The following is a 19,302-nucleotide window of genomic DNA, read 5'->3' as shown; positions in this document are numbered from 1 at the left end:
TTGGCCGCGACTGTGTAAGCAATGCGGAAAGAGTCAAAAAGGCCAAACAAGAGCGACACGTGTGAAATCACAAACTTGCAATATCTTTTACTTATGTTGGCTTAGTTCAATCTTCACTCACTGAAGAGCTATCTTGAGGCACGCTCTTCCTTGGAGTTGATAACCTTAATGGTCCCTCAGGCGCGTTTTTCACCAATCGTGGCCACACCCAGAACAGACAGGACCTTGGCCTCGATCTGTTCGGCATTCATACCGGCAACCGCATACATATCCGCCGGGTTTGCCTGATCAATGAAGATATCCGGAAACACCATCGAGCGGTATTTAAGGCCCTGATCAAACACACCCTCATCGGCCAGTAGCTGCGCCACATGGCTGCCGAAACCGCCAATCGCACCCTCTTCGATGGTGATCAGCGCCTCATGATCGGAGGCCAGATTCAGGATCAGGTCGCGGTCCAGCGGTTTGGCGAAACGTGCATCGGCTATGGTAGGGGTTATGCCGCGTGCGGATAGGGCCTCGGCGGCTTTTTGTACTTCGGCCAAGCGCGTACCGAAAGACAGCAATGCCACACGCGCGCCCTTCTGAATTATCCGGCCTTTGCCGATTTTAAGCACTTCACCACGCTCGGGCAGGTCCACGCCCACGCCTTCACCGCGGGGATAGCGGAAGGCGATCGGGCCTTCGTCGTGGGCGACGGCGGTGGCCACCATATGCATCAGCTCGGCCTCATCTGAGGCGGCCATCACGACCATGCCCGGCAGGTTGGCCAGATAGGCAATGTCAAACGATCCGGCATGGGTCGCCCCATCAGCGCCCACCAGACCAGCACGGTCGATGGCAAATCGCACGGGCAGGCGCTGAATGGCCACATCATGCACGACCTGATCATAGCCGCGCTGCAGGAAGGTCGAATACATGGTGCAGAACGGCTTCATCCCGCCCGCAGCCAAAGCCGCCGAGAACGTCACACCATGCTGTTCCGCAATCGCTACATCGAAACAACGTGACGGGTAGCGTTCGGCAAACAGGTTCAACCCGGTTCCATCGGGCATGGCGGCGGTGACGGCGACGATCTTGTCGTCCCGCGCGGCTTCTTCCACCAGCGTCTTGCCAAAAACCGAAGTATAGGACGGTGCGTTTGACGGCGCCTTCTTTTGCTCACCCGTCACAACATCGAATTTCGCGGTCGCGTGACCCTTGTCACGGGCCTGCTCGGCGGGGGCATAGCCCTTGCCCTTTTTTGTCAGCACATGGATCAGGATCGGGCCGGTAGCCCGCGTCTTGACCGTGCGCAGCACCGGCAACAGCTGATCCATGTCGTGTCCGTCAATCGGGCCGAGATAGGAAAAGCCCAGTTCTTCGAATAAAGTACCGCCTACGGCCATGCCTTTGAGCATTTCCTTGGCGCGTTTGGCGCCTTCGCGGAACGGTTCCGGCAACAAGGACACTGCGCCCTTGGCGGCGGCCTTCAGATCGTGGAACGGTTCTTCGGCATAAATGCGCGACAGATAACTGGACAGGGCGCCAACCGGCGGTGCGATGCTCATCTCATTGTCGTTGAGGATAACGATCAGGCGCTTTTTCAGGTGGCCTGCGTTGTTCATCGCCTCAAAGGCCATGCCCGCCGACATAGATCCATCGCCGATCACGGCAATCGCATCGCCCAGACCTTCGGGCGTCACGCCACCCAGATCGCGCGCCACGGCAAAGCCAAGGGCCGCACTGATCGAGGTGCTGGAATGCGCCGCGCCAAACGGGTCGTAGGGGCTTTCGCTGCGCTTGGTGAACCCGCTCAACCCACCGGGTTGGCGCAGGGTACGGATCCGGTCGCGCCGCCCGGTCAGGATTTTATGCGGATAGCACTGGTGCCCGACATCCCAGATGATTTTGTCACGCGGCGTATCGAATACCGCATGCAGCGCGGTGGTCAGTTCCACCACGCCCAGACCCGCACCCAGATGCCCGCCGGTGACCGATACGGCCGAGATCGTCTCGGCCCGTAATTCCTGCGCCACCTGATGCAGCTGCGCGTCCGAAAACTGCCGCAGGTCGGCCGGGCGGTTCACAAGATCCAGCAGAGGAGTGTTCGGGCGGTCAGACATATGGCGCGTTCCTGGCTTAGCTGTCCCGGGCAATAACGAAGCGGGCGGCGTCCTTCAAGGTTTCAGCCGACGCGCCATAGCCTTCCAACGCGGCGCAGCCCTGTTCCACCAGCTCCGCGGCACGGGTTCTGGCGGCGTCGAGGCCCAGCAGAGACACAAACGTGGCCTTTCCCGCCTCGGCATCCTTCTGAAGGCGCTTGCCCGCAATTTCGGCGTTACCCTCTATATCCAAGATGTCATCTGCGATTTGAAAAGCAAGACCAAGGGATTGGGCATATTGGCGCAAGGGCGCAAGATCAGCTTGGGCCAGACGCGCGCCGGCGCATGCAGACCACTCGATCAGCGTTCCGGTTTTTCCTGCCTGCAAATGGGTGATTTCTTCCAGCGTCAGCGGAGAGTCTGCCGATTCCGCCGCGATATCCAGCGCCTGGCCCAGCACCATGCCCTGCGCTCCGCTTGCCTGCGCCAGAGACAAGGCCAATTCCGCGCGAATTTCGGCGGGGCCAATTTCGGGACGGGTGCAAAGTTCGAATGCCAGCGTCTGCAACGCGTCGCCTGCCAGAACCGCGATGCCCTCATCCCATTTCACATGAACTGTCGGGCGCCCGCGACGCAAATCGTCGTTATCCATGCAGGGCAGGTCATCATGCACCAGAGAATAGGCGTGCAATGCCTCGATCCCCGTGGCAGGCCAGATCGCACGCGCTGTATCCACATCATGCAGCCGCGCGCTTTCCAGCACCAAAAACCCGCGCAGACCTTTGCCGCCTTGCGTGGCATAGGCCATCGCCTGTGTCACATCCAGATCGTCCAGCGCGCCCAGAACCAGATCAAAATGGCCCTGAATCAGCGTTGCATCCTGCGCCAGTCTTTCGCGAAACATTTACTGACCTTCGACAACCGTCGTCCCGGTCGGTTGACCATCGGCGTCCAAGGTGATCGCGGCCACTTTTTCCTCGGCCCGCTTCAGTTCATCCTCGCAGCGTTTCTTCAGCGCTGCACCCCGTTCATACAAGGCGATGGACTGGTCCAGCGCCACATCGCCACGCTCCAGCTGGCCGACAACGGCCTCAAGCTCTTTCATCGCCTGTTCGAATGTCATCTGGTCAACGGGTGTATCTGTCATCGGGCTGCCTTCATCAACTCTTCCACATGGGCACGTGTGGCCTCGGCCAAGGCTTTCAGATCATACCCGCCTTCCAAAGTCGAGACGATACGTCCCGCGCAATGCTCATCGGCAATCTTGCACAATTCGGTAGTGATCCAGGCGAAATCTTCGGTGGCCCAGTTCAGATTGGCCAGCGGATCATCCTGATGGGCGTCAAACCCGGCAGAGATTATGATCAGCTCGGGTTTGAAGGCGCGCAGTCGCGGGAAAGCCAATGTTTCGTAGGCGGCGCGCATCTCGGCGCCGCCAGTTCCGGGGGACAGTGGAATATTCAGGACGTTGTTAAAGGCGCCGGTCTCGTCGGCGCGGCCTGATCCCGGCCACAAGGGCATCTGCTGGCTGGTGATCACCAACGCGCGCGCCTCATCCCACAGCAGGTCTTGCGTGCCATTGCCATGGTGTACATCGAAATCCACCACAGCGACGCGACGCAGACCGTGATGATCCAACGCGTGTTTCACCCCCAATGCGGCGTTGCCGAACAGGCAGAACCCCATGGCGGTTTCATTCTCGGCGTGATGGCCGGGGGGGCGAATGGCACAGAACGCATTTGGGGCTTCTCCGCCCAGCACTAAATCCACGGCTTTTACCACAGCCCCTGCAGCCCTATAGGCCGCATCTACAGATCCCGGCGACATGAATGTATCGCCGTCCACTTGCCGGAATCCCTCTGTCGGGCGACTTTTGCGGATGTCGCGAATATGGCTTTCGGGGTGAATACGCAGCAGGTCATCATCGGCTGCAAGCGGCGCAGTCACACGATCCAGGTCCAGCCTATCCAGCGCATGAAGGATATGTTCCAGTCGCGCGACTTGTTCCGGATGCCCCTCGGGTGTCACGTGCCCAAGACAATCCGCATGGGTCAAAAGGGCAGTTTTCATCACAATCCCCTGTTCATCTGGTCAAAATACCTTCGCCGAAGGCAAAGAACCGCCACGCAGCGGCTCAATCAATCCGGTGCCAGCATGTACCCGGCCCCGCGCACGGTCTGCAGGTACCGGGGTTGTTTCGGGTCTTGCTCGATCTTGCGTCTCAGCCGTGTGATCTGCACATCCACGGCACGCTCCTGCGCCTGACCCTTATCACGGCCCAGATCCTCGACCAGCTTGGCGCGACTGATAGGGGCGCCGGGTTGGGCCGAGAAGATCTTCATCAGCTGGCTTTCCGTTGCGGTTAGGCGGACCGTTTCTTCGCCCCGCCACATCTCACCGCGCTCAACATCATAGCGGATCGGGCCGAGATGCAGAATCTTGGTTGCGGCATCCTGTGCCGGGGTTTCCGGCATCCGGCGCAGGATCGCATTGATCCGCAACAAAAGCTCTTTGGGCTCGAACGGTTTGGCCAGATAATCATCGGCCCCCGCCTCAAGCCCGGCGATACGGTGTTCGGTTTCGCCCCGCGCCGTCAGCAACAGGATCGGGGTGGTGTGGGTCTCGCGCAGGGCTCTGGTCAGGCTGACACCATCTTCGCCGGGCATCATCACATCCAGAACGATCATGTCGAAATCCAGCCCCGACAGCACCCGACGTGCATGGGCCGCATCCCGCGCCGCGGTCACCAGAAACCCGTTTCGCATCAGGAATTTCTTGAGCAGATCGCGAATACGCTCGTCATCGTCAACGATCAACAGATGGGCGTCCATATCACTCATGAGGTCGTATCCCGCAATTTGGTATAGGCATGACGCATATCAGCATCCATCATTGCTTCAAGCACTTTGCGAAACCCAGACACCGCTTCTGGGCCTGCGTCCTTATAGGCCGCGCGCATCCGCACGCGCTGGGCCTCGGACAGCCTGGTTTCAAGCGCCCTCCCGGCTTCGGTCAGAAACAGGTGCCGTTCGCGCTTGTCCACTGTACCGACCCTGCTTTCGACCAACCCATCGTCAATCAATGTCCGAAGGACCCGGTTCAGAGACTGTTTCGTCACCCCAAGAATAGCAAGCAGGTTATTGACGGTCGTCCCCGGCGCGCGATTTATGAAGTGGATAGCACGGTGGTGTGCCCGCCCATAGGCCAGCTGTGTCAGAATGCGATCCGGGTCCGCCGTGAACCCGCGATAGGCGAAAAACATCGCCTCGATCCCCTGCCGCAGCTGTTCATCCGTAAGAAACAACAGGCTTTCTCCGCCAAAGGCCTGGGCGGGGCGGGTATCTGACATATTCTGCCTCATTCGTTACACAGGTCCGAGTTTATGTCAGCGTTGTTGACATTCCAAGAGCGGACAGGTATCGAATCGCAGTTTTTGCGCAACTTTATGTCCACTTCGGACCTATATTGCGCAATAATCGGAATATTCAACCCAGGCAGGGAGGTTTCGCATGGCGGGGTATGATGATCGTGACGGTGTCATCTGGATGGATGGAGAACTTGTGCCCTGGCGCGAGGCGAATGTCCACATTCTGAGCCATGCGATGCACTATGCGTCTTCGGTCTTTGAGGGCGAGCGGGCCTATAACGGCAAAATTTTCAAAAGCCGGGAGCATTCTGAACGGCTGGTCGCCTCGGCCGAGGCGCTGGACATGCCGATGCCCTATACGATCGACCAGATCGAAGCGGCAAAGGAAGACGCGCTGAAGGCAAGTGGCTTGCAGGACGCCTATGTCCGTGCGCTGGTCTGGCGTGGTTCGGGTGAGGATATGGGCGTGGCTTCGGCCAAGAACCCGGTCCGCATGGCCGTAGCGGTCTGGCCCTGGGGTGCCTATTACGGCGACGCCAAGATGCAGGGCGCCAAGCTGGATATCGCGGAATGGAAGCGGCCCAGCCCTGAAACCATCCCGGTCCATGCCAAGGCGGCCGGGCTGTACATGATATGCACCATTTCCAAGCATAAGGCCGAGGCCAAGGGCTGCTCGGATGCGCTGTTCATGGACTGGCGTGGTTATGTTGCCGAGGCGACCGGGGCGAACGTCTTCTTTGTGAAGGACGGCGAAGTCCATACCCCGCTGGCCGATTGCTTTTTGAACGGCATCACCCGTCAAACCGTGATCCAGATGCTTAAAGACAAAGGCATCACCGTGCATGAGCGCCGCATCAAGCCCGAAGAGATGGCCGATTTCGAACAATGCTGGCTGACCGGCACCGCCGCCGAGGTCACGCCTGTGGGCCAAATCGGCGACTATAGGTTCGAGGTCGGTGACCTCACCCGCGAAATCGCCGCAGATTATGAGGCGCTGGTCCGCGCCTGATCGCAGATTTGAGACAGATAGAGCCCCCGCGATTTCGCGGGGGCTTTTCTTTGCCGTTCATTCGCAATTCATTGCAGATCGTACAGGTAACTGGACGAACGCATGGCGGGGTGTAGGTTACGGTAATGTTAGACCTTCTCAGCGATATCCTCACCCGTCTGTCCTTGCGCGGGACGTTTTACTTCCGCACTTCTTTTACGCCTCCGTTCGGAATTCAGGTTCCAGCCTTTGAAAACGTCGCCCGGTTTCATTTTGTTCAACGGGGTGAGCTTCATGTTTTCGTCTCTAATACAGAGGAAACACTGCGTTTGAAGCAGGGTGATCTGATCCTGATTCCCCATGGTACGGCCCATGCGTTGCTGTGCAACGAAGTCAAGCCGTTGGACGCTTTGCCTCTGGAGCAGGTGCTGGAAGATGCGGGTTACACGGGGGATGGGGTTTTGATCTATGGCGGAGAGGACAAAGGTCGTGACACGCAACTGATCTGCGGCCACTTCTCGTTCACCGGCCCTCCGGGTCGACAAGGTACCGGGCATATGTTGCTGGATCGGTTGCCGCCTTACATCCTGATCGAGAATTACGGTGAAGAGGCTGGGGCCTGGTTCGAGTCCACCCTGCGCATGATCGGATCCGAGGTCAGCGGCACGCGTATCGGTGGCGACCTGATCGCGTTGAAACTGTCCGAAGTGCTGTTCGCGCAGGCCATCCGTGCTTATCTTGAACATCAAAGCCCAAGTGACTCGGCCCTGGCAGGATTTGCAGATCCGCGAATTTCACGCGCGCTGACCGCGTTTCACCGCGCACCAGCGGTAGAATGGAGCGTTGAGACCCTGGCCCGAGAGGCCGCTATGTCCCGCACGGCCTTTGCCCAGCTCTTTGCTGAAAAGATGGGGGCCACGCCCATGCAATACCTCACCGATTGGCGGATGCAGATCGCCTGTCAGGGATTGGTCGAAAGCCGCTGGAACGTTTCTGATGCGGCGGCCGAGGTGGGGTATGCCTCTGAGGCCGCGTTTTCCCGCGTGTTTAAGAAACAGATCGGTCTGTCACCGGCGGCTTATCGAGCCATGCATTGATCCTCCATCATTCTGAACGATCTGCAAGGTTTCATGGACGATCCAGAATTAAGCGTTCGACCTACTTGTCCTAGTTTGAGATCATCTCAAACAAGGAAAGGAAAATGCAATGTCTCTCCGTTTCGTTACCCGCAATATTCATGCCTACCTCGATTACCCGGTTGCCATCGCCCTGATGGCGCTGCCGTTTGTTCTGGGATTGGGTCAGTCCAATCCGATGGCCCTGTGGCTGTCGGTTGTGACCGGCATTGCAGCCTTTGTCCTGACCGTATTGACCGATCATCATCTGGGGATTTGGAGGGTATTGCCTTATCGCGTCCATCTGGGCGTCGATCTGCTGGTCGGGGTGGTGTTTCTGGCGGCACCCAGCCTGTTTGGGTTCCAGGGTCTGGATGCGATATTCTACTGGCTGAACGGCGCGGCGGTGGTGGCGGTCATCTCGCTCAGCGCGCCAGAGCAAGAGGCGTTTGCTTGAACGGGCACATGCCCTGACGCCTCGATACCATTGCTTCCCACTCGGAAAACAAAGCCGCCCGTTCAAACAACGGGCGGCTTATCGCGGTGACCTTGATAAAGCGCTCAGAAATCTACGCCGCGCTGGGCTTTGATCCCGGCTTGAAACGGGTGCTTTTCCTCGGTCATTTCGGTGACCAGATCAGCATAGTCGCGCAGTGGTTCTGGCGCATCGCGGCCGGTCAGGAACACGCTGGTCTTGTCGGACCGCGCCTTGAGCCCGTCGATCACCTGATCGACGGTCAGATATTCATAACGCAGGGCAATATTGATCTCGTCCAGAACGACCAGATCATACTCACCGCTCTCCATCAGCGCGCGCGCCCTGTCGAAGGCCGCATTGGCAGCGGCGATATCGCGCTCGCGGTCCTGGGTGTCCCAGGTAAAGCCCTCGCCCATCGTGTGCCAGGTGACCAGATTGCGCTCTTCAAAAAACCGCCGCTCGCCGGTTTTCCACTTGCCCTTGATGAACTGTACGACGGCAACTTTCTGACCCCATCCCAGCGCTCGGATCACGACACCAAACGCGGCCGAGGATTTGCCCTTGCCCTTGCCGGTATTGATCAGCACCAGACCACGGCCCGGGTCGACGGCCTCAGAGACCTTTTTGCGGTGCTTGGCCTGCACCTGCTGCATCTTTTCTTTGTGATCCTGCGCGTCGCTCATTCGGGCACCTCTGTGATTGTTGGGCCCAAACTAGGGCAAGTTTGAAAAAGGTAAAGTCACGCTTTGTGATCGGTCAGGGACCGAGCCTTGCCGCGTTCCAGCCCCAGCTGGTGTTCGCGCCAGATCACGACCACATTGCCCGCAATCACCAGCGTCGCACCCAACAGGATCGCAAGCGTCGGCAGCTCATCAAACCAGATATAGCCGATGAATATGGCAAACAGCATGGTGGTATAGTCATAAGGGGCCAGCATCGAGGCCTGACCAAAGCGATAGGACGAGGTGACCAGAATCTGTGCAACACCGCCGATCAACCCCATTATGATCATAATTAGAGCCTGATTAAGCGTCGGCATGGTCCAACCCCAAAACGCGGTCAGAGCTGAAAGCAGGGTAGCGGTCATCGAGAAATAGAACACGATCGCGGCCGGGTGATCCACCTTGACCAGCTGCCGGATGTGGATCTGAACAAAGGCACGGGCGAGTGTGGCCGCCAGCACGCAAAGCGCCCCGATTGTGGCTGCCATCTCCATCTGGGTGGTGCCCAGCCTGGGCCAAACCATAATCAGCACGCCCAACAATCCCAGCGCGACGGCACCGATGCGGATCATGCGAATGCGCTCGCCCAGAATCAGCGCGGCCAGAATCAGGGTGAAGATCGGGGTGGCATAGCCAATCGCGGTGACCTCGGGGAGTGGCAAGAGGCTGAGACCCGTAAAAGTCAGACCCATGGCGCTGGTGCCCAGAACGCCGCGCCAGAAATGACCCATCGGCTTTTTGACCACAAAGCCCTGCGCCAGCTCTCCGCGCCAAAGCAACCAGGCAATGATGACGGGAATGGCGAAGAGCGACCGGAAAAACACCAGTTCACCGGGCGGGAAATCTTCGGACAGGGCCTTGACCAGTGCAGACATTGAGGTGAACAGAACCAACGCGGCCAGTTTCAGGCCCACGGCAAGCATGGGTCGGTGGGAAGTCAGGGATTGTGCCATTGGCCGGGAACCTGAGCCTTTGACTGGGAAAGATCAACGATTGGATTGTACCAATCAGGCAGATTTCCACGTGTCGGGCAGGGGTTGGCCGATCTCTTCGCTGAACGCCTCAAGAAACCGGATCATCCGTGCCACACGCGCCTGTGCCAATTCGCGCCCGTTGGGCGTCAGCATGTCTGCCGGCAGGCTCAACAGTTTGACCTTCCAGTGGTCAATCGAGAATTGCTGATCGTTCAGATCACGGGCGCGGGCAAAGGCATCCTCGGCGTCATACAAGTCGCGCCCCAATGCGCCAGCCACTACGAAGGTGCGCGCAATGCCGATGGCCCCCAGTGCATCAAGCCGATCTGCATCGCGTAGGAAGCGGGCCTCGGGTGTTTCTGGCGGTATCCCGGCCGAGAAACTGTGTGCAGCAATGGCGTGCTGGATGGCGTCGATCTCGGGTCGTGAAAACGTCAATTCCTCTAGAATAGGCTCTGACTCGGCAGCAGACCGGCGTGAGGCCAAGTGGCGGTCGGGGTCATCTTTGGGCAAGTTGACTAGGTCATGAAGATAGCTTGCCGCAAGCAGAACCCGAATATCTGCTTGCGTGTCCGCGATGGCCTGTACATTGATCCAAACGCGATCCAGATGCGCCAGATCATGGGCAGGATCTGTTTTCATGCGCTGTGCGACGATGCCGCGCAGCCGGGTGCGCAGCTCAGCCGATATGGCCACGGTTCTCGCCGATCTGACCCCGGTGCAACAGCAGGTGGTCAAGGATTACGCAAGCCATCATCGCTTCGCCAACCGGAACCGCACGGATGCCGACACAAGGGTCATGGCGGCCTTTGGTGATGATCTCGGTCTCTTCTCCGGACTTGGTGATCGTTTTGCGCGTGGTCAGAATCGACGAGGTCGGTTTGACCGCAAAGCGTACGACTATATCCTGCCCGGTCGAAATCCCGCCCAGTATGCCGCCTGCGTGGTTCGAGCTGTATTGCGGGCCGTTCTGCCCCATGAAGATTTCATCGGCATTGGCCTCGCCGGTCAGTTCAGCTGCGGCCATGCCTTCGCCGATCTCAACACCTTTGACTGCGTTGATCGACATCATCGCTGCGGCAAGATCAGTGTCTAACTTGGCATAAACTGGCGCACCAATCCCGGCAGGGACACCACGCGCAACGACCTCAACCACTGCCCCGACCGAATTGCCGGACTTGCGTAACCCGTCTAAATAGGCGGCCCAATCTTCGGCGGCTGTCGCATCGGGCGTCCAGAATGGGTTCTGTTCAATCTGTGACCAATCGAAATTCGTGCGGTCGATCTTGTGCGGGCCAATCTGAGTCATGTACCCGGTGATTTGCACATTCGGTGCGATCTGCCTGATCGCTTCGCGGGCCAGGCCCCCGGCGGCAACGCGCGAGGCGGTTTCGCGCGCCGAGCTGCGGCCACCGCCGCGATAATCGCGGATACCGTATTTTTGCCAATAGGTGATATCAGCATGGCCCGGGCGGAACTTTTCCATGATATCGCCGTAGTCTTTTGACCGCTGATCAGTGTTCTCGATCATCAGCTGGACCGGAGTTCCGGTCGTCTGCCCTTCGAACACGCCGGACAGGATTTTCACCTGATCGGGCTCGCGCCGCTGGGTGGTGTATTTATTCTGTCCTGGTTTGCGCTTGTCTAGCCAGTGCTGGATCACCTCTGCGTCGATGGTCACCCCCGGCGGGCAGCCATCAACAGTGGCACCCAAGGCGGGACCGTGGCTTTCACCCCAGGTGGTGACGCGGAAAAGATGGCCAAAGCTGTTCATCGACATAAGGGGTGCTCCTTCTGAGCATCGTGATTAGCGGGCAAGGCCCGTAGCCTCAAGCGGATTTGCGGTTGGGGCCCAGCACCCCAACCCTTTCCGGTCAGGCCGCCGAGGACAGCTGCGTCCGCATCGCGGTGATTTTCAACGCCGCCTGTGCCGCCTCGCGCCCCTTATCCACGAAATGCGCGCGGTAGATGGTATTGTGGTGGTCCGTCTCTTGATACTGGTGTGGCGTCAGCGAAACAGACAGAACCGGAACACCGGTATCCAGACCTGCGCGCATCAACCCATCGACCACAGCTTGCGCCACGAAATCATGCCGGTAGATGCCGCCATCCACCACAAAGGCCGCGCAGGTCACAGCTGCATAGCGCCCAGTCTGGGCAAGATCGCGGGCCAGCAGGGGCATTTCGAATGCACCTGGAACGTCGAACACGTCCACTTGATCGGCGGGTATCAATTCCAGAAACCCGTCGAGTGCATGGTCGACAATATCGGCATGCCAGCTGGCCTTAACAAACGCATAGCGGGTGTGTGTCATCAAGATCTCCTTCCGGTTTGGTGGTCTGCTGGCGGTTGCGAAAACCGGTTCCCACTTTTCGCTGCCAGCACGACATGACACGTCACCCAAGGCGATCACGAGCAGGCGCGCGGGGTTACCGGCACACTGCACGTTCTCTTTCATCCGGACTGTAACCGTCGGCTCTGGCCTCTCACCAGATCTGCTGACACCCCGAAAAGGGGCCGCTCGCGGGCTTACGGGTCATCGCCCGCATACCGCCGGTGGGGAATTCCGCCCCGCCCTGAGAACGAGGCGCACCTTGCCAATAGGTGCGCGGTTCTGCAAGAGCTTTTGCAGGAGGACCGCCATGCACCCCAATCCCGCCTTCCGCGCCGAGGATCGTGACAGTCATATTGCTTTTGCGCGCGAGCGCGCATTTGGTGTTTTGGCTTTGTCAGCGGACCAGGGGCCTTTGCTTAGCCATGTGCCGTTTCTGTTGTCAGAAGATGGCGCAGAAGCCTCGCTGCATCTGGTGCGGTCCAATCCGATCGTCCGGGCATTGAATGAACCGCGCACGGTTCGAATCGCTGTATCGGGGCCTGACGGATATATCTCGCCCGACTGGTACGGGATTGAGGATCAGGTGCCCACTTGGAACTATGTGGCGGTGCACCTGACCGGAACGCTTTCGCTTCTTCCGCAGGACGCGTTGCGCGATTTACTCGATCGTCAGTCGGATTTTTATGAGCGCCGGTTGAACCCCAAGCCACCCTGGAGCGCCAGCAAGATGAGCGCGGAGGCTCTGGACAAGATGATGCGCATGATTCTGCCCTGCAAATTGCAGGTAGATGACATTCAGGGCACCTGGAAGCTGAACCAGAACAAGCCGGACGATGTCCGTCTAGCCGCCGCAGATCATGTGGCGGTAGACGGGTTCGGAAGCGAGACCACTCACCTCGCCGCGCTCATGCGGTCTAGGTGAGCGGACGGGCTGGTCAGTTGCTGAAGGTCGCCAGATAAGCGGCGACATCCTCAGCCCCTTTTTTCAGTTTGACGCTCATGTTCGGACGGGCGGTTTCGTCATCCAGATAGTCCCTCAGGAAAACAATCGGGTCCTGCGAATATTCGACGATGTTTTCCTGTGTCCAGACCAGCCCTTCCTGGCCGGCACGGATCATGTCATCGGTGTACATCCCGATTGGTAGGCGTTCGCTTCCGTTCAGGTAATCGGTTTCTGTTCCGGCCACCCGGCCTACGACCCCATAGAGATTCGGCCCGGTGATGCCGCCTTTGACCAGAACTTTTCCATCTTTGATAATTGCATGGCACGAAGAGCACCGATTGTAGAGGCTTTCTCCCTTTGCCGGATCGCCGGCGGCGATGGATTGCGATGAAAGAGTCAGGGCGAAGGTCAGAGTGGCTGTAAAAAGCTTTGGCATGGAAAAATCCCGTTAAGGTTGGTCCTGTTACAGGCCCTTGGGACATTCCAGCCAAATGTGCAATCGAATTGAGACTCATCTAGTGTGTTGAAAAATATCTATTTTTAACTCATTATTTTTACCAAGGTAGATTCAATCGAAGTGGATTTTTGCGTGGCAAAATCAGGTCAGAATTTTGCAGATTTTCGCCGATCAACAGTCTTCGGTTCTGTGTTGTGAGGGTGTTTTCGTTGCCTGGTTGCCATCCGAATCACTCCCTGTACCACCCGCGCAGCAGGGCAAACGTTCACGGGTAATCCGGCCCATCCCTTGAAAAAAACGCCTTTCGTTGTGACATGAATGCCAAGATGCGGCGTAGTGCGCGCCTATGACCGCTGGACGAACCGATTTCTCCCGGATAGATAGCCGCGATGAGACGCCGCTTTGATGCGGTGCTGATGCATGTTTGCCCGGTATTGCCGGGCGCCGGAATCGGAGAAAACCTCGTGTCCCACGCAGAAGACCACGAAGGCACCCGCAGAGATTTCCTCTACTACGTCGCAGGCGGCGCAGGTGTCGTTGCGACGGGTGCAGCCGTATGGCCCCTGATCAACCAAATGAACCCCTCGGCAGACGTTCAGGCGCTGTCCTCGATCCGCGTGGATGTGAGCGGTGTCGAGCCCGGAACCCAGCTGACCGTCAAATGGTTGGGCAAACCCGTGTTCATCCGTCACCGCACCGGTGTCGAAATCGACGAAGCGCAGAAGCAGGACGCCGATGGCGTGGATGCCCTGCCTGACCCGCTGGCCCGTAACTTCAATCTGAATGCTGATGCACCGGCCACGGATGCAAACCGCGTGATGCCGTCGCCGGAAGGCGAAGCCGCAGGTGCCTGGATCGTCCAGATGGGCGTCTGTACTCATCTCGGTTGTGTCCCGCTGGGCGATGCTGGTGACTTTGGCGGCTGGTTCTGCCCCTGCCACGGTTCGCATTACGATATGGCTGGCCGTATCCGCAAAGGTCCTGCACCTGAAAACCTGCCCGTTCCGCCCGCTGAGTGGACGGACGCCAGCACCATCAAACTCGGCTAAGGGAGACCCAGATGTCCGGAATTCCCCACGATCACTATGAGCCGAAGACAAGTGGCGAGAAGTGGCTGAACAGCCGCCTGCCCATCGTCGGCCTGATCTATGACACCCTGATGATCCCAACCCCCAAGAACCTGAACTGGTGGTGGATCTGGGGCATCGTCCTGGCGTTTTGCCTGGTCCTGCAAATTGTCACCGGTATCGTTCTGGTGATGCACTACACTCCGCATGTTGATCTGGCCTTTGCCAGCATCGAGCACATCATGCGCAACGTGAATGGCGGCTATATGCTGCGGTATCTGCACATGAACGGCGCATCGCTGTTCTTTGTCGCGGTATACATCCACATCTTCCGCGGCCTGTTCTATGGCTCGTACAAAGCCCCGCGCGAGGTTACGTGGATCATTGGGATGCTGATCTATCTCTGTATGATGGGCACTGCCTTTATGGGCTATGTTCTGCCCTGGGGTCAGATGTCCTTCTGGGGTGCGACCGTGATCACCGGCCTGTTTGGTGCGATCCCGTTTGTGGGTGACGCGATCCAGACTTGGCTGCTGGGCGGACCGGCTGTGGACAACGCCACGCTGAACCGCTTTTTCTCGCTGCACTACCTGCTGCCCTTTGTAATTGCGGCGCTGGTCATCGTGCATGTCTGGGCTTTCCACACCACCGGCAACAACAACCCGACAGGTGTTGAGGTTCGCCGCGGTTCGAAAGCCGAGGCCGAGAAAGACACGCTGCCCTTCTGGCCTTACTTCGTGATCAAGGACCTGTTCGCACTGGCGGTCATCTTGGTTGTGTTCTGGGCGATTGTTGGTTTCATGCCGAACTATCTGGGCCACCCGGATAACTACATCGAAGCCAACCCGCTGGTAACACCGGCACATATCGTGCCCGAATGGTACTTCTTGCCGTTCTACGCGATCCTGCGTGCCTTTACCGGCGAGGTCTGGGTTGTTCAATTCGCCAGCTTCATCACCGGCGGCATCATTGACGCCAAGTTCTTTGGTGTTCTGGCGATGTTTGGTGCGATCCTGGCTATGGCTCTGGCGCCATGGCTGGACACGTCAACCGTACGTTCGGGTAAATACCGGCCGATGTTCAAATGGTGGTTCTACCTGCTGATCGTCGACTTCTTTGCCCTGATGTGGCTGGGTGCGATGCCCGCAGAAGAGCCCTATGCGACCTTCTCGTTAATCGCATCGGCCTACTGGTTCGGCTATTTCTTCGTGATCCTGCCGGTTCTGGGTGTCATCGAAAAACCCGATGCACAGCCGGAAACCATCGAAGAAGACTTCAACGCGCATTATGGCAAGGCTGACGCCGATGCCACGCCGGCCGAGTAAGAAGAGGGACCGGAAACATGTTCAAGAAACTTGCAATCGGTGCCGCGTTTGCTATCGCACTTGCTCCTGTCGCGTCTAACGCGGCAGGCGGAGGCGAACAGCATATCGAGGACTTCCAATTCTCATTCGAAGGCCCGTTCGGAACCTGGGATCAACACCAGTTGCAGCGCGGCCTGCAGATTTACACCGAGGTTTGCGCGGCCTGTCACGGCCTGCGCTATGTGCCTCTGCGTGACCTCGAAGCGCTGGGCTATTCGGAAGACGAAGTCACCGCCTATGCGGCGGGCAACTTTGAAGTGTTCGACCCCGAGCTGGACGATTTCCGCCCGGCTAAACCCGTTGACCATTTCCCCGCCAATGATGGCGTTGGCGCACCCGACCTGAGCCTGATGGCCAAGGCGCGCGCTGGTTTCCACGGCCCTTACGGTCTGGGGATCAACCAGCTGGTCAACGGCATGGGCGGCCCGGAATACATCGCCTCGTTGCTGGATGGTTATACCGGCCACGAAAAGGAAGAAGCGGGAACGGTTCTGTACGAAAACACCGCCTTCCCCGGTGGTTGGATTTCGATGGCGCCCCCGCTTTCGGATGAGCAGGTCGAGTTTGCCGATGGCCACGCAAATGACGTCGAGCATATGTCGGAAGACGTTGCAGCCTTCCTGATGTGGACGGCTGAACCGAAGATGATGGAGCGTAAGTATTCGGGCTTTGTCGGTGTTGTCTTCCTGACGCTTCTGTCGGTCCTGTTGTACCTGGTCAACAAGCGTCTGTGGGCAGGCGTTAAAGGTAAGAAGAAACACTAAGCGCCTTTTCTGAAAAGTTAAAAACCCCCGCGCCACTGGCAGCGGGGGTTTTTTGTTGCATGCAGGTGGAAGGGGCGGATCAGGCGCTGAGCTGTGTTGCGGAGCGGCCGATGATGGTGGCGGTCACGACTTGCCCTTCGGATTGAGCGGTTTTGAACGTGACTTCGGTGAACTGCTCGGTCCGGCCCATATGCGGGTTTTCCATCAGGATGTGATGTATCTTGCCAACCTGGGCGGTCAGGTGCTTGGCAATCTGCACCTCGCCAGCGGCACGCAGACGGGCGGCGCGGGTTTTGATGACATTGCCGTTGACCTGCTGCGGAATGCGGGCAGCGGGTGTACCTTCGCGTTTGGAGTAGGGGAAGACATGCAGCCATGTCAGATCGCAATCGGCAACCAGCCTTAGCGAGTTTTCGAAATGGGCCTCGGTCTCGGTCGGGAAACCGGCGATGATGTCAGCGCCAAAGGTCATCTCGGGGCGCAGCTTGCGGGCCTCTTGGGTAAAGCGGATCGCATCGTCACGCAAATGGCGGCGTTTCATCCGCTTCAGGATCAGATCGTCGCCATGCTGCAGCGACAGATGTAAGTGAGGCATCAGGCGGCGTTCTGTGGCAATGGCCTGCATCAGGTTTTCATCGACCTCGATCGAATCGATCGAGCTGATCCGCAGGCGCGGCAAATCAGGCACCAGTTTGAGGATGCGCATAACGAGATCACCCAGCTTTGGCTGGGCAGGCAGGTCAGCCCCCCATGAGGTCAGGTCAACGCCGGTCAGAACGACCTCATTATAACCCTTATCGACCAGACGCTTGATCTGGTCCACAACAACGCCCGCGGGGACGCTGCGCGAATTACCGCGGCCATATGGGATGATGCAGAAGGTACAGCGGTGGTCACAGCCATTCTGAACCTGTACATAGGCGCGGGAACGAGTGCCAAACCCGTCGATCAGGTGGCCAGCGGTTTCGGTAACCGACATGATGTCATCAACCTGGACGGCCTCGGTTTCACCAATGAAATCCGCCGCCATGCCTTTCCAGGTTTCGGGTCGCATCTTTTCAGTGTTGCCAATGACGGCATCGACCTCTTCCATCTGGGAAAAGGTCTGCGGTTCTGTCTGCGCAGCGCAGCCGGTCACAATCAGCCGGGCATTCGGGTTTTCGCGGCGCAGTTTGCGGATTTCCTGCCGGGCCTTGCGCACGGCTTCGGCGGTCACGGCGCAGGTGTTCACCACCACCGCATCGGTCAGACCTGCCTGTTGTGACAGCTCTTTCATCGCCTCGGTTTCATAGGCGTTCAGGCGGCAGCCCAGCGTGGTGAATTTGGGCGGGTTCATCCCAGCGACCTCAGGAATTCCGGCGTCAGCAGGCCCGAGAAGACATGGGCCGTGGGGCCGGTCATCCAGACGCCATCGTCGCGCCAGTCGATCCAGATTGTGCCGCCGTCCAACTCGATCTGCACCTTGCGTCCGGTCAGGCCGCGCCGGGCTGCGGCCACGGCGGTTGCACAGGAGGATGACCCAGAGGCCAGGGTGATGCCCACGCCGCGTTCCCACACCCGCATGCGGATGTGATCTGGCCCGATGATCTGCGCGACCTGCACGTTGGTCCGCTGCGGGTAGAGCGGGTGGTATTCATAGCGCGAACCGAACTCTGCCAGCGGGATCGCCTCGGCATTTTCGACGAAAAAGGTGCAATGCGGGTTGCCCATGCCAGTGGCGGTTGGGGCGCCCTCAATCGGCAGCTCCAGCGTGTCCACGTCTTCGGCCAGCGGGATATCCTGCCAGTTCAGCTGCGGCGGCCCCATGTTTACCGAGGTCAGCCCGTCCCCCGCATCGCTTGCGTATAGCGTTCCCCGCTCGGTGGTCAGGGTAAGGGTTTGTTTGCCGGTTTCCTCCATCAGAAACCGCGCGATACAGCGGGTGGCATTGCCACAGGCGGCCGAGGTCGAGCCATCGGCGTTGTAGAACACCAGATGGGCATCTGATGCGCCATTTTCGATGACAGCGAGCTGATCAAAGCCGACCCCAAATTGCCGATGCCCAATGGCTTGGGCCAAGGCTGGAGTCACCCCGACCTCATGCGCGCGCGCATCCACAATGACAAAGTCATTGCCCAGCCCATGCATCTTCATAAAGGGCAATCCGGTGTTCTGAATTCCTTGCATGGCGGGCATATAACGTTGCTGCGGATGGGAATCCACCCTGTGGCGCAGATTCGTGAAAAAAGGGGTTGACCCCCTTGCGCCACCTGCCTAAGTAGGCCGCCTATCGGGACGCCGTTTCGAAAGAAACTACAGGCGTAACGAGGTGTGAAATAAGGCCTTGAACCCAGTCGGGAAAATGCCTTACAGAGCGCCACGGATCCAAAGGATCCAAACAAAAGAGTGGGCCGTTAGCTCAGTTGGTAGAGCAACTGACTTTTAATCAGTGGGTCGCAGGTTCGAATCCTGCACGGCTCACCACTTTTTACCGAATGATAACAGTAAAATGCATTGCACTATTGATCAAAGCGCTGGTGCATCGGTTGTTGTCGCGTTGTCTCTGGGGGACAAATGGGGGACAAATGCGCTGACCAGCCTTGCCAATCCGGGGCTTGCACATTCTGCTCAAGTTTCTTTTCTAAAGTACCCATCCCTACGCAA

Annotated in this window: 21 protein-coding genes, 1 tRNA gene and 1 riboswitch; of the genes, 8 read left to right on the top strand and 14 right to left on the bottom strand. The window is 58.5% G+C overall.

The features are described 5' to 3' along the window. Positions 1–176: 176 nt before the first annotated feature. The 6 genes from dxs to AC2FH6_RS12195 form a co-directional block, all read right to left on the bottom strand. Positions 177–2,105, bottom strand: a complete 1,929-nt coding sequence (dxs, locus tag AC2FH6_RS12220; protein ID WP_496702838.1) for a 1-deoxy-D-xylulose-5-phosphate synthase — start codon at positions 2,103–2,105, stop codon at positions 177–179. Between the two features lie 16 nt (positions 2,106–2,121). Beyond that, a complete protein-coding gene (locus AC2FH6_RS12215; RefSeq protein ID WP_496702836.1) occupies positions 2,122–2,988 on the bottom strand; it encodes a polyprenyl synthetase family protein in 867 nt (288 codons plus the stop codon). Next, positions 2,989–3,231 (bottom strand): exodeoxyribonuclease VII small subunit, encoded by a 243-nt coding sequence (locus AC2FH6_RS12210; protein WP_142640258.1) that lies wholly within the window; start codon positions 3,229–3,231, stop codon positions 2,989–2,991. It abuts the gene before it with no gap. Then, positions 3,228–4,154 carry a histone deacetylase family protein gene (locus AC2FH6_RS12205; RefSeq protein ID WP_496702834.1) on the bottom strand — a complete coding sequence of 309 codons (927 nt, stop codon included), beginning with the start codon at positions 4,152–4,154 and terminating at the stop codon, positions 3,228–3,230. The genes AC2FH6_RS12210 and AC2FH6_RS12205 overlap by 4 nt, the downstream gene beginning before the upstream one ends. Before the next feature lie 68 nt (positions 4,155–4,222). Further along, on the bottom strand, positions 4,223–4,924 hold the full coding sequence (locus AC2FH6_RS12200; RefSeq protein ID WP_142640254.1) for a response regulator: 702 nt from the start codon (positions 4,922–4,924) through the stop codon (positions 4,223–4,225). Then, positions 4,921–5,433, bottom strand: a complete 513-nt coding sequence (locus AC2FH6_RS12195) for a MarR family winged helix-turn-helix transcriptional regulator (protein WP_142640252.1) — start codon at positions 5,431–5,433, stop codon at positions 4,921–4,923. The genes AC2FH6_RS12200 and AC2FH6_RS12195 overlap by 4 nt, the downstream gene beginning before the upstream one ends. 160 nt (positions 5,434–5,593) lie before the next feature. Between AC2FH6_RS12195 and AC2FH6_RS12190 the strand changes: the two genes are divergently transcribed. The 3 genes from AC2FH6_RS12190 (at position 5,594) to AC2FH6_RS12180 (ending at position 8,011) form a co-directional block, all read left to right on the top strand. Next, positions 5,594–6,460, top strand: a complete 867-nt coding sequence (locus tag AC2FH6_RS12190) for a branched-chain amino acid aminotransferase (RefSeq protein ID WP_282022321.1) — start codon at positions 5,594–5,596, stop codon at positions 6,458–6,460. 125 nt (positions 6,461–6,585) lie between these two features. Next, positions 6,586–7,536 carry an AraC family transcriptional regulator gene (locus tag AC2FH6_RS12185; protein WP_496702832.1) on the top strand — a complete coding sequence of 317 codons (951 nt, stop codon included), beginning with the start codon at positions 6,586–6,588 and terminating at the stop codon, positions 7,534–7,536. A 109-nt stretch (positions 7,537–7,645) separates the two neighbouring features. Further along, positions 7,646–8,011, top strand: a complete 366-nt coding sequence (locus tag AC2FH6_RS12180) for an SPW repeat domain-containing protein (RefSeq protein ID WP_496692648.1) — start codon at positions 7,646–7,648, stop codon at positions 8,009–8,011. Positions 8,012–8,115: 104 nt separating this feature from the next. Here AC2FH6_RS12180 and cobO read toward each other — a convergent pair whose 3' ends face one another. The 5 genes from cobO to AC2FH6_RS12155 all read right to left on the bottom strand — a co-directional run bounded on the left by cobO (position 8,116) and on the right by AC2FH6_RS12155 (position 12,043). Further along, complete coding sequence (cobO, locus tag AC2FH6_RS12175) at positions 8,116–8,715, bottom strand: cob(I)yrinic acid a,c-diamide adenosyltransferase (protein ID WP_496702830.1); 600 nt, start codon at positions 8,713–8,715, stop codon at positions 8,116–8,118. Between the two features lie 56 nt (positions 8,716–8,771). Further along, the gene (locus AC2FH6_RS12170) at positions 8,772–9,707 is read right to left on the bottom strand and encodes a DMT family transporter (protein ID WP_142640242.1); all 936 of its coding nucleotides are present in this window, start codon (positions 9,705–9,707) and stop codon (positions 8,772–8,774) included. Positions 9,708–9,761: 54 nt separating this feature from the next. Next, positions 9,762–10,424, bottom strand: a complete 663-nt coding sequence (locus AC2FH6_RS12165; protein WP_496702828.1) for an HD domain-containing protein — start codon at positions 10,422–10,424, stop codon at positions 9,762–9,764. Next, positions 10,408–11,508: a chorismate synthase gene (gene aroC, locus AC2FH6_RS12160; protein ID WP_496702826.1), complete on the bottom strand. Its 1,101-nt coding sequence runs from the start codon at positions 11,506–11,508 to the stop codon at positions 10,408–10,410. Before aroC ends, AC2FH6_RS12165 begins: the two co-directional genes overlap by 17 nt. 94 nt (positions 11,509–11,602) lie before the next feature. After that, the gene (locus AC2FH6_RS12155; RefSeq protein WP_496702824.1) at positions 11,603–12,043 is read right to left on the bottom strand and encodes a 6,7-dimethyl-8-ribityllumazine synthase; all 441 of its coding nucleotides are present in this window, start codon (positions 12,041–12,043) and stop codon (positions 11,603–11,605) included. Positions 12,044–12,171: 128 nt separating this feature from the next. Continuing rightward, positions 12,172–12,317, bottom strand: a riboswitch (FMN riboswitch). 54 nt (positions 12,318–12,371) lie between these two features. Here AC2FH6_RS12155 and AC2FH6_RS12150 point away from each other — a divergent pair. Continuing rightward, positions 12,372–12,986, top strand: coding sequence for an FMN-binding negative transcriptional regulator (locus AC2FH6_RS12150; protein ID WP_496702822.1), 615 nt, complete (start codon positions 12,372–12,374; stop codon positions 12,984–12,986). A 13-nt stretch (positions 12,987–12,999) separates the two neighbouring features. On the opposite strand, the gene AC2FH6_RS12145 is transcribed toward AC2FH6_RS12150, so the two are convergent. Beyond that, on the bottom strand, positions 13,000–13,443 hold the full coding sequence (locus AC2FH6_RS12145) for a c-type cytochrome (protein WP_142640232.1): 444 nt from the start codon (positions 13,441–13,443) through the stop codon (positions 13,000–13,002). 485 nt (positions 13,444–13,928) lie between these two features. On the opposite strand from AC2FH6_RS12145, the gene petA reads away from it, so the two are divergent. From petA to AC2FH6_RS12130, 3 genes are read left to right on the top strand one after another with little or no spacing between them, the layout of a single operon-like run. Beyond that, on the top strand, positions 13,929–14,513 hold the full coding sequence (gene petA / locus AC2FH6_RS12140) for a ubiquinol-cytochrome c reductase iron-sulfur subunit (protein ID WP_142640296.1): 585 nt from the start codon (positions 13,929–13,931) through the stop codon (positions 14,511–14,513). An 11-nt stretch (positions 14,514–14,524) separates the two neighbouring features. Further along, positions 14,525–15,856: a cytochrome b gene (gene petB / locus AC2FH6_RS12135; protein WP_142640230.1), complete on the top strand. Its 1,332-nt coding sequence runs from the start codon at positions 14,525–14,527 to the stop codon at positions 15,854–15,856. Positions 15,857–15,873: 17 nt separating this feature from the next. Next, a complete protein-coding gene (locus tag AC2FH6_RS12130; RefSeq protein ID WP_142640228.1) occupies positions 15,874–16,659 on the top strand; it encodes a cytochrome c1 in 786 nt (261 codons plus the stop codon). A gap of 79 nt (positions 16,660–16,738) precedes the next feature. Here AC2FH6_RS12130 and mtaB read toward each other — a convergent pair whose 3' ends face one another. Next, entirely contained in the window at positions 16,739–17,995 is a 1,257-nt protein-coding gene (mtaB, locus tag AC2FH6_RS12125) for a tRNA (N(6)-L-threonylcarbamoyladenosine(37)-C(2))-methylthiotransferase MtaB (RefSeq protein ID WP_496702820.1), read from the bottom strand. Then, positions 17,992–18,834, bottom strand: a complete 843-nt coding sequence (gene dapF / locus AC2FH6_RS12120; RefSeq protein ID WP_496702818.1) for a diaminopimelate epimerase — start codon at positions 18,832–18,834, stop codon at positions 17,992–17,994. The genes mtaB and dapF overlap by 4 nt, the downstream gene beginning before the upstream one ends. A gap of 212 nt (positions 18,835–19,046) precedes the next feature. On the opposite strand from dapF, the gene AC2FH6_RS12115 reads away from it, so the two are divergent. Beyond that, positions 19,047–19,122, top strand: a tRNA-Lys gene (locus AC2FH6_RS12115). Positions 19,123–19,302: the final 180 nt, after the last annotated feature.

It is taken from the genome of Ruegeria sp. CDSC045, assembly GCF_059610725.1.
The sequence above is the reverse complement of the archived record's forward strand: the minus strand, read 5'-3'. Positions and strand labels throughout refer to the sequence as shown.

Bases quoted from the DNA above. Each gene is read 5' to 3' on its own strand.
- AC2FH6_RS12215 (WP_496702836.1), bottom strand. From the start codon at position 2,988: ATGTTTCGCGAAAGACTGGCGCAGGATGCAACGCTGATTCAGGGCCAT.
- AC2FH6_RS12130 (WP_142640228.1), top strand. From the start codon at position 15,874: ATGTTCAAGAAACTTGCAATCGGTGCCGCGTTTGCTATCGCACTTGCT.
- AC2FH6_RS12145 (WP_142640232.1), bottom strand. From the start codon at position 13,443: ATGCCAAAGCTTTTTACAGCCACTCTGACCTTCGCCCTGACTCTTTCA.
- AC2FH6_RS12205 (WP_496702834.1), bottom strand. From the start codon at position 4,154: ATGAAAACTGCCCTTTTGACCCATGCGGATTGTCTTGGGCACGTGACA.
- AC2FH6_RS12170 (WP_142640242.1), bottom strand. From the start codon at position 9,707: ATGGCACAATCCCTGACTTCCCACCGACCCATGCTTGCCGTGGGCCTG.
- AC2FH6_RS12180 (WP_496692648.1), top strand. From the start codon at position 7,646: ATGTCTCTCCGTTTCGTTACCCGCAATATTCATGCCTACCTCGATTAC.
- AC2FH6_RS12190 (WP_282022321.1), top strand. From the start codon at position 5,594: ATGGCGGGGTATGATGATCGTGACGGTGTCATCTGGATGGATGGAGAA.
- AC2FH6_RS12195 (WP_142640252.1), bottom strand. From the start codon at position 5,433: ATGTCAGATACCCGCCCCGCCCAGGCCTTTGGCGGAGAAAGCCTGTTG.
- cobO (WP_496702830.1), bottom strand. From the start codon at position 8,715: ATGAGCGACGCGCAGGATCACAAAGAAAAGATGCAGCAGGTGCAGGCC.
- dxs (WP_496702838.1), bottom strand. From the start codon at position 2,105: ATGTCTGACCGCCCGAACACTCCTCTGCTGGATCTTGTGAACCGCCCG.
- AC2FH6_RS12150 (WP_496702822.1), top strand. From the start codon at position 12,372: ATGCACCCCAATCCCGCCTTCCGCGCCGAGGATCGTGACAGTCATATT.
- aroC (WP_496702826.1), bottom strand. From the start codon at position 11,508: ATGTCGATGAACAGCTTTGGCCATCTTTTCCGCGTCACCACCTGGGGT.
- AC2FH6_RS12200 (WP_142640254.1), bottom strand. From the start codon at position 4,924: ATGAGTGATATGGACGCCCATCTGTTGATCGTTGACGATGACGAGCGT.
- mtaB (WP_496702820.1), bottom strand. From the start codon at position 17,995: ATGAACCCGCCCAAATTCACCACGCTGGGCTGCCGCCTGAACGCCTAT.
- dapF (WP_496702818.1), bottom strand. From the start codon at position 18,834: ATGCCCGCCATGCAAGGAATTCAGAACACCGGATTGCCCTTTATGAAG.
- AC2FH6_RS12155 (WP_496702824.1), bottom strand. From the start codon at position 12,043: ATGACACACACCCGCTATGCGTTTGTTAAGGCCAGCTGGCATGCCGAT.
- AC2FH6_RS12185 (WP_496702832.1), top strand. From the start codon at position 6,586: ATGTTAGACCTTCTCAGCGATATCCTCACCCGTCTGTCCTTGCGCGGG.
- petB (WP_142640230.1), top strand. From the start codon at position 14,525: ATGTCCGGAATTCCCCACGATCACTATGAGCCGAAGACAAGTGGCGAG.
- AC2FH6_RS12210 (WP_142640258.1), bottom strand. From the start codon at position 3,231: ATGACAGATACACCCGTTGACCAGATGACATTCGAACAGGCGATGAAA.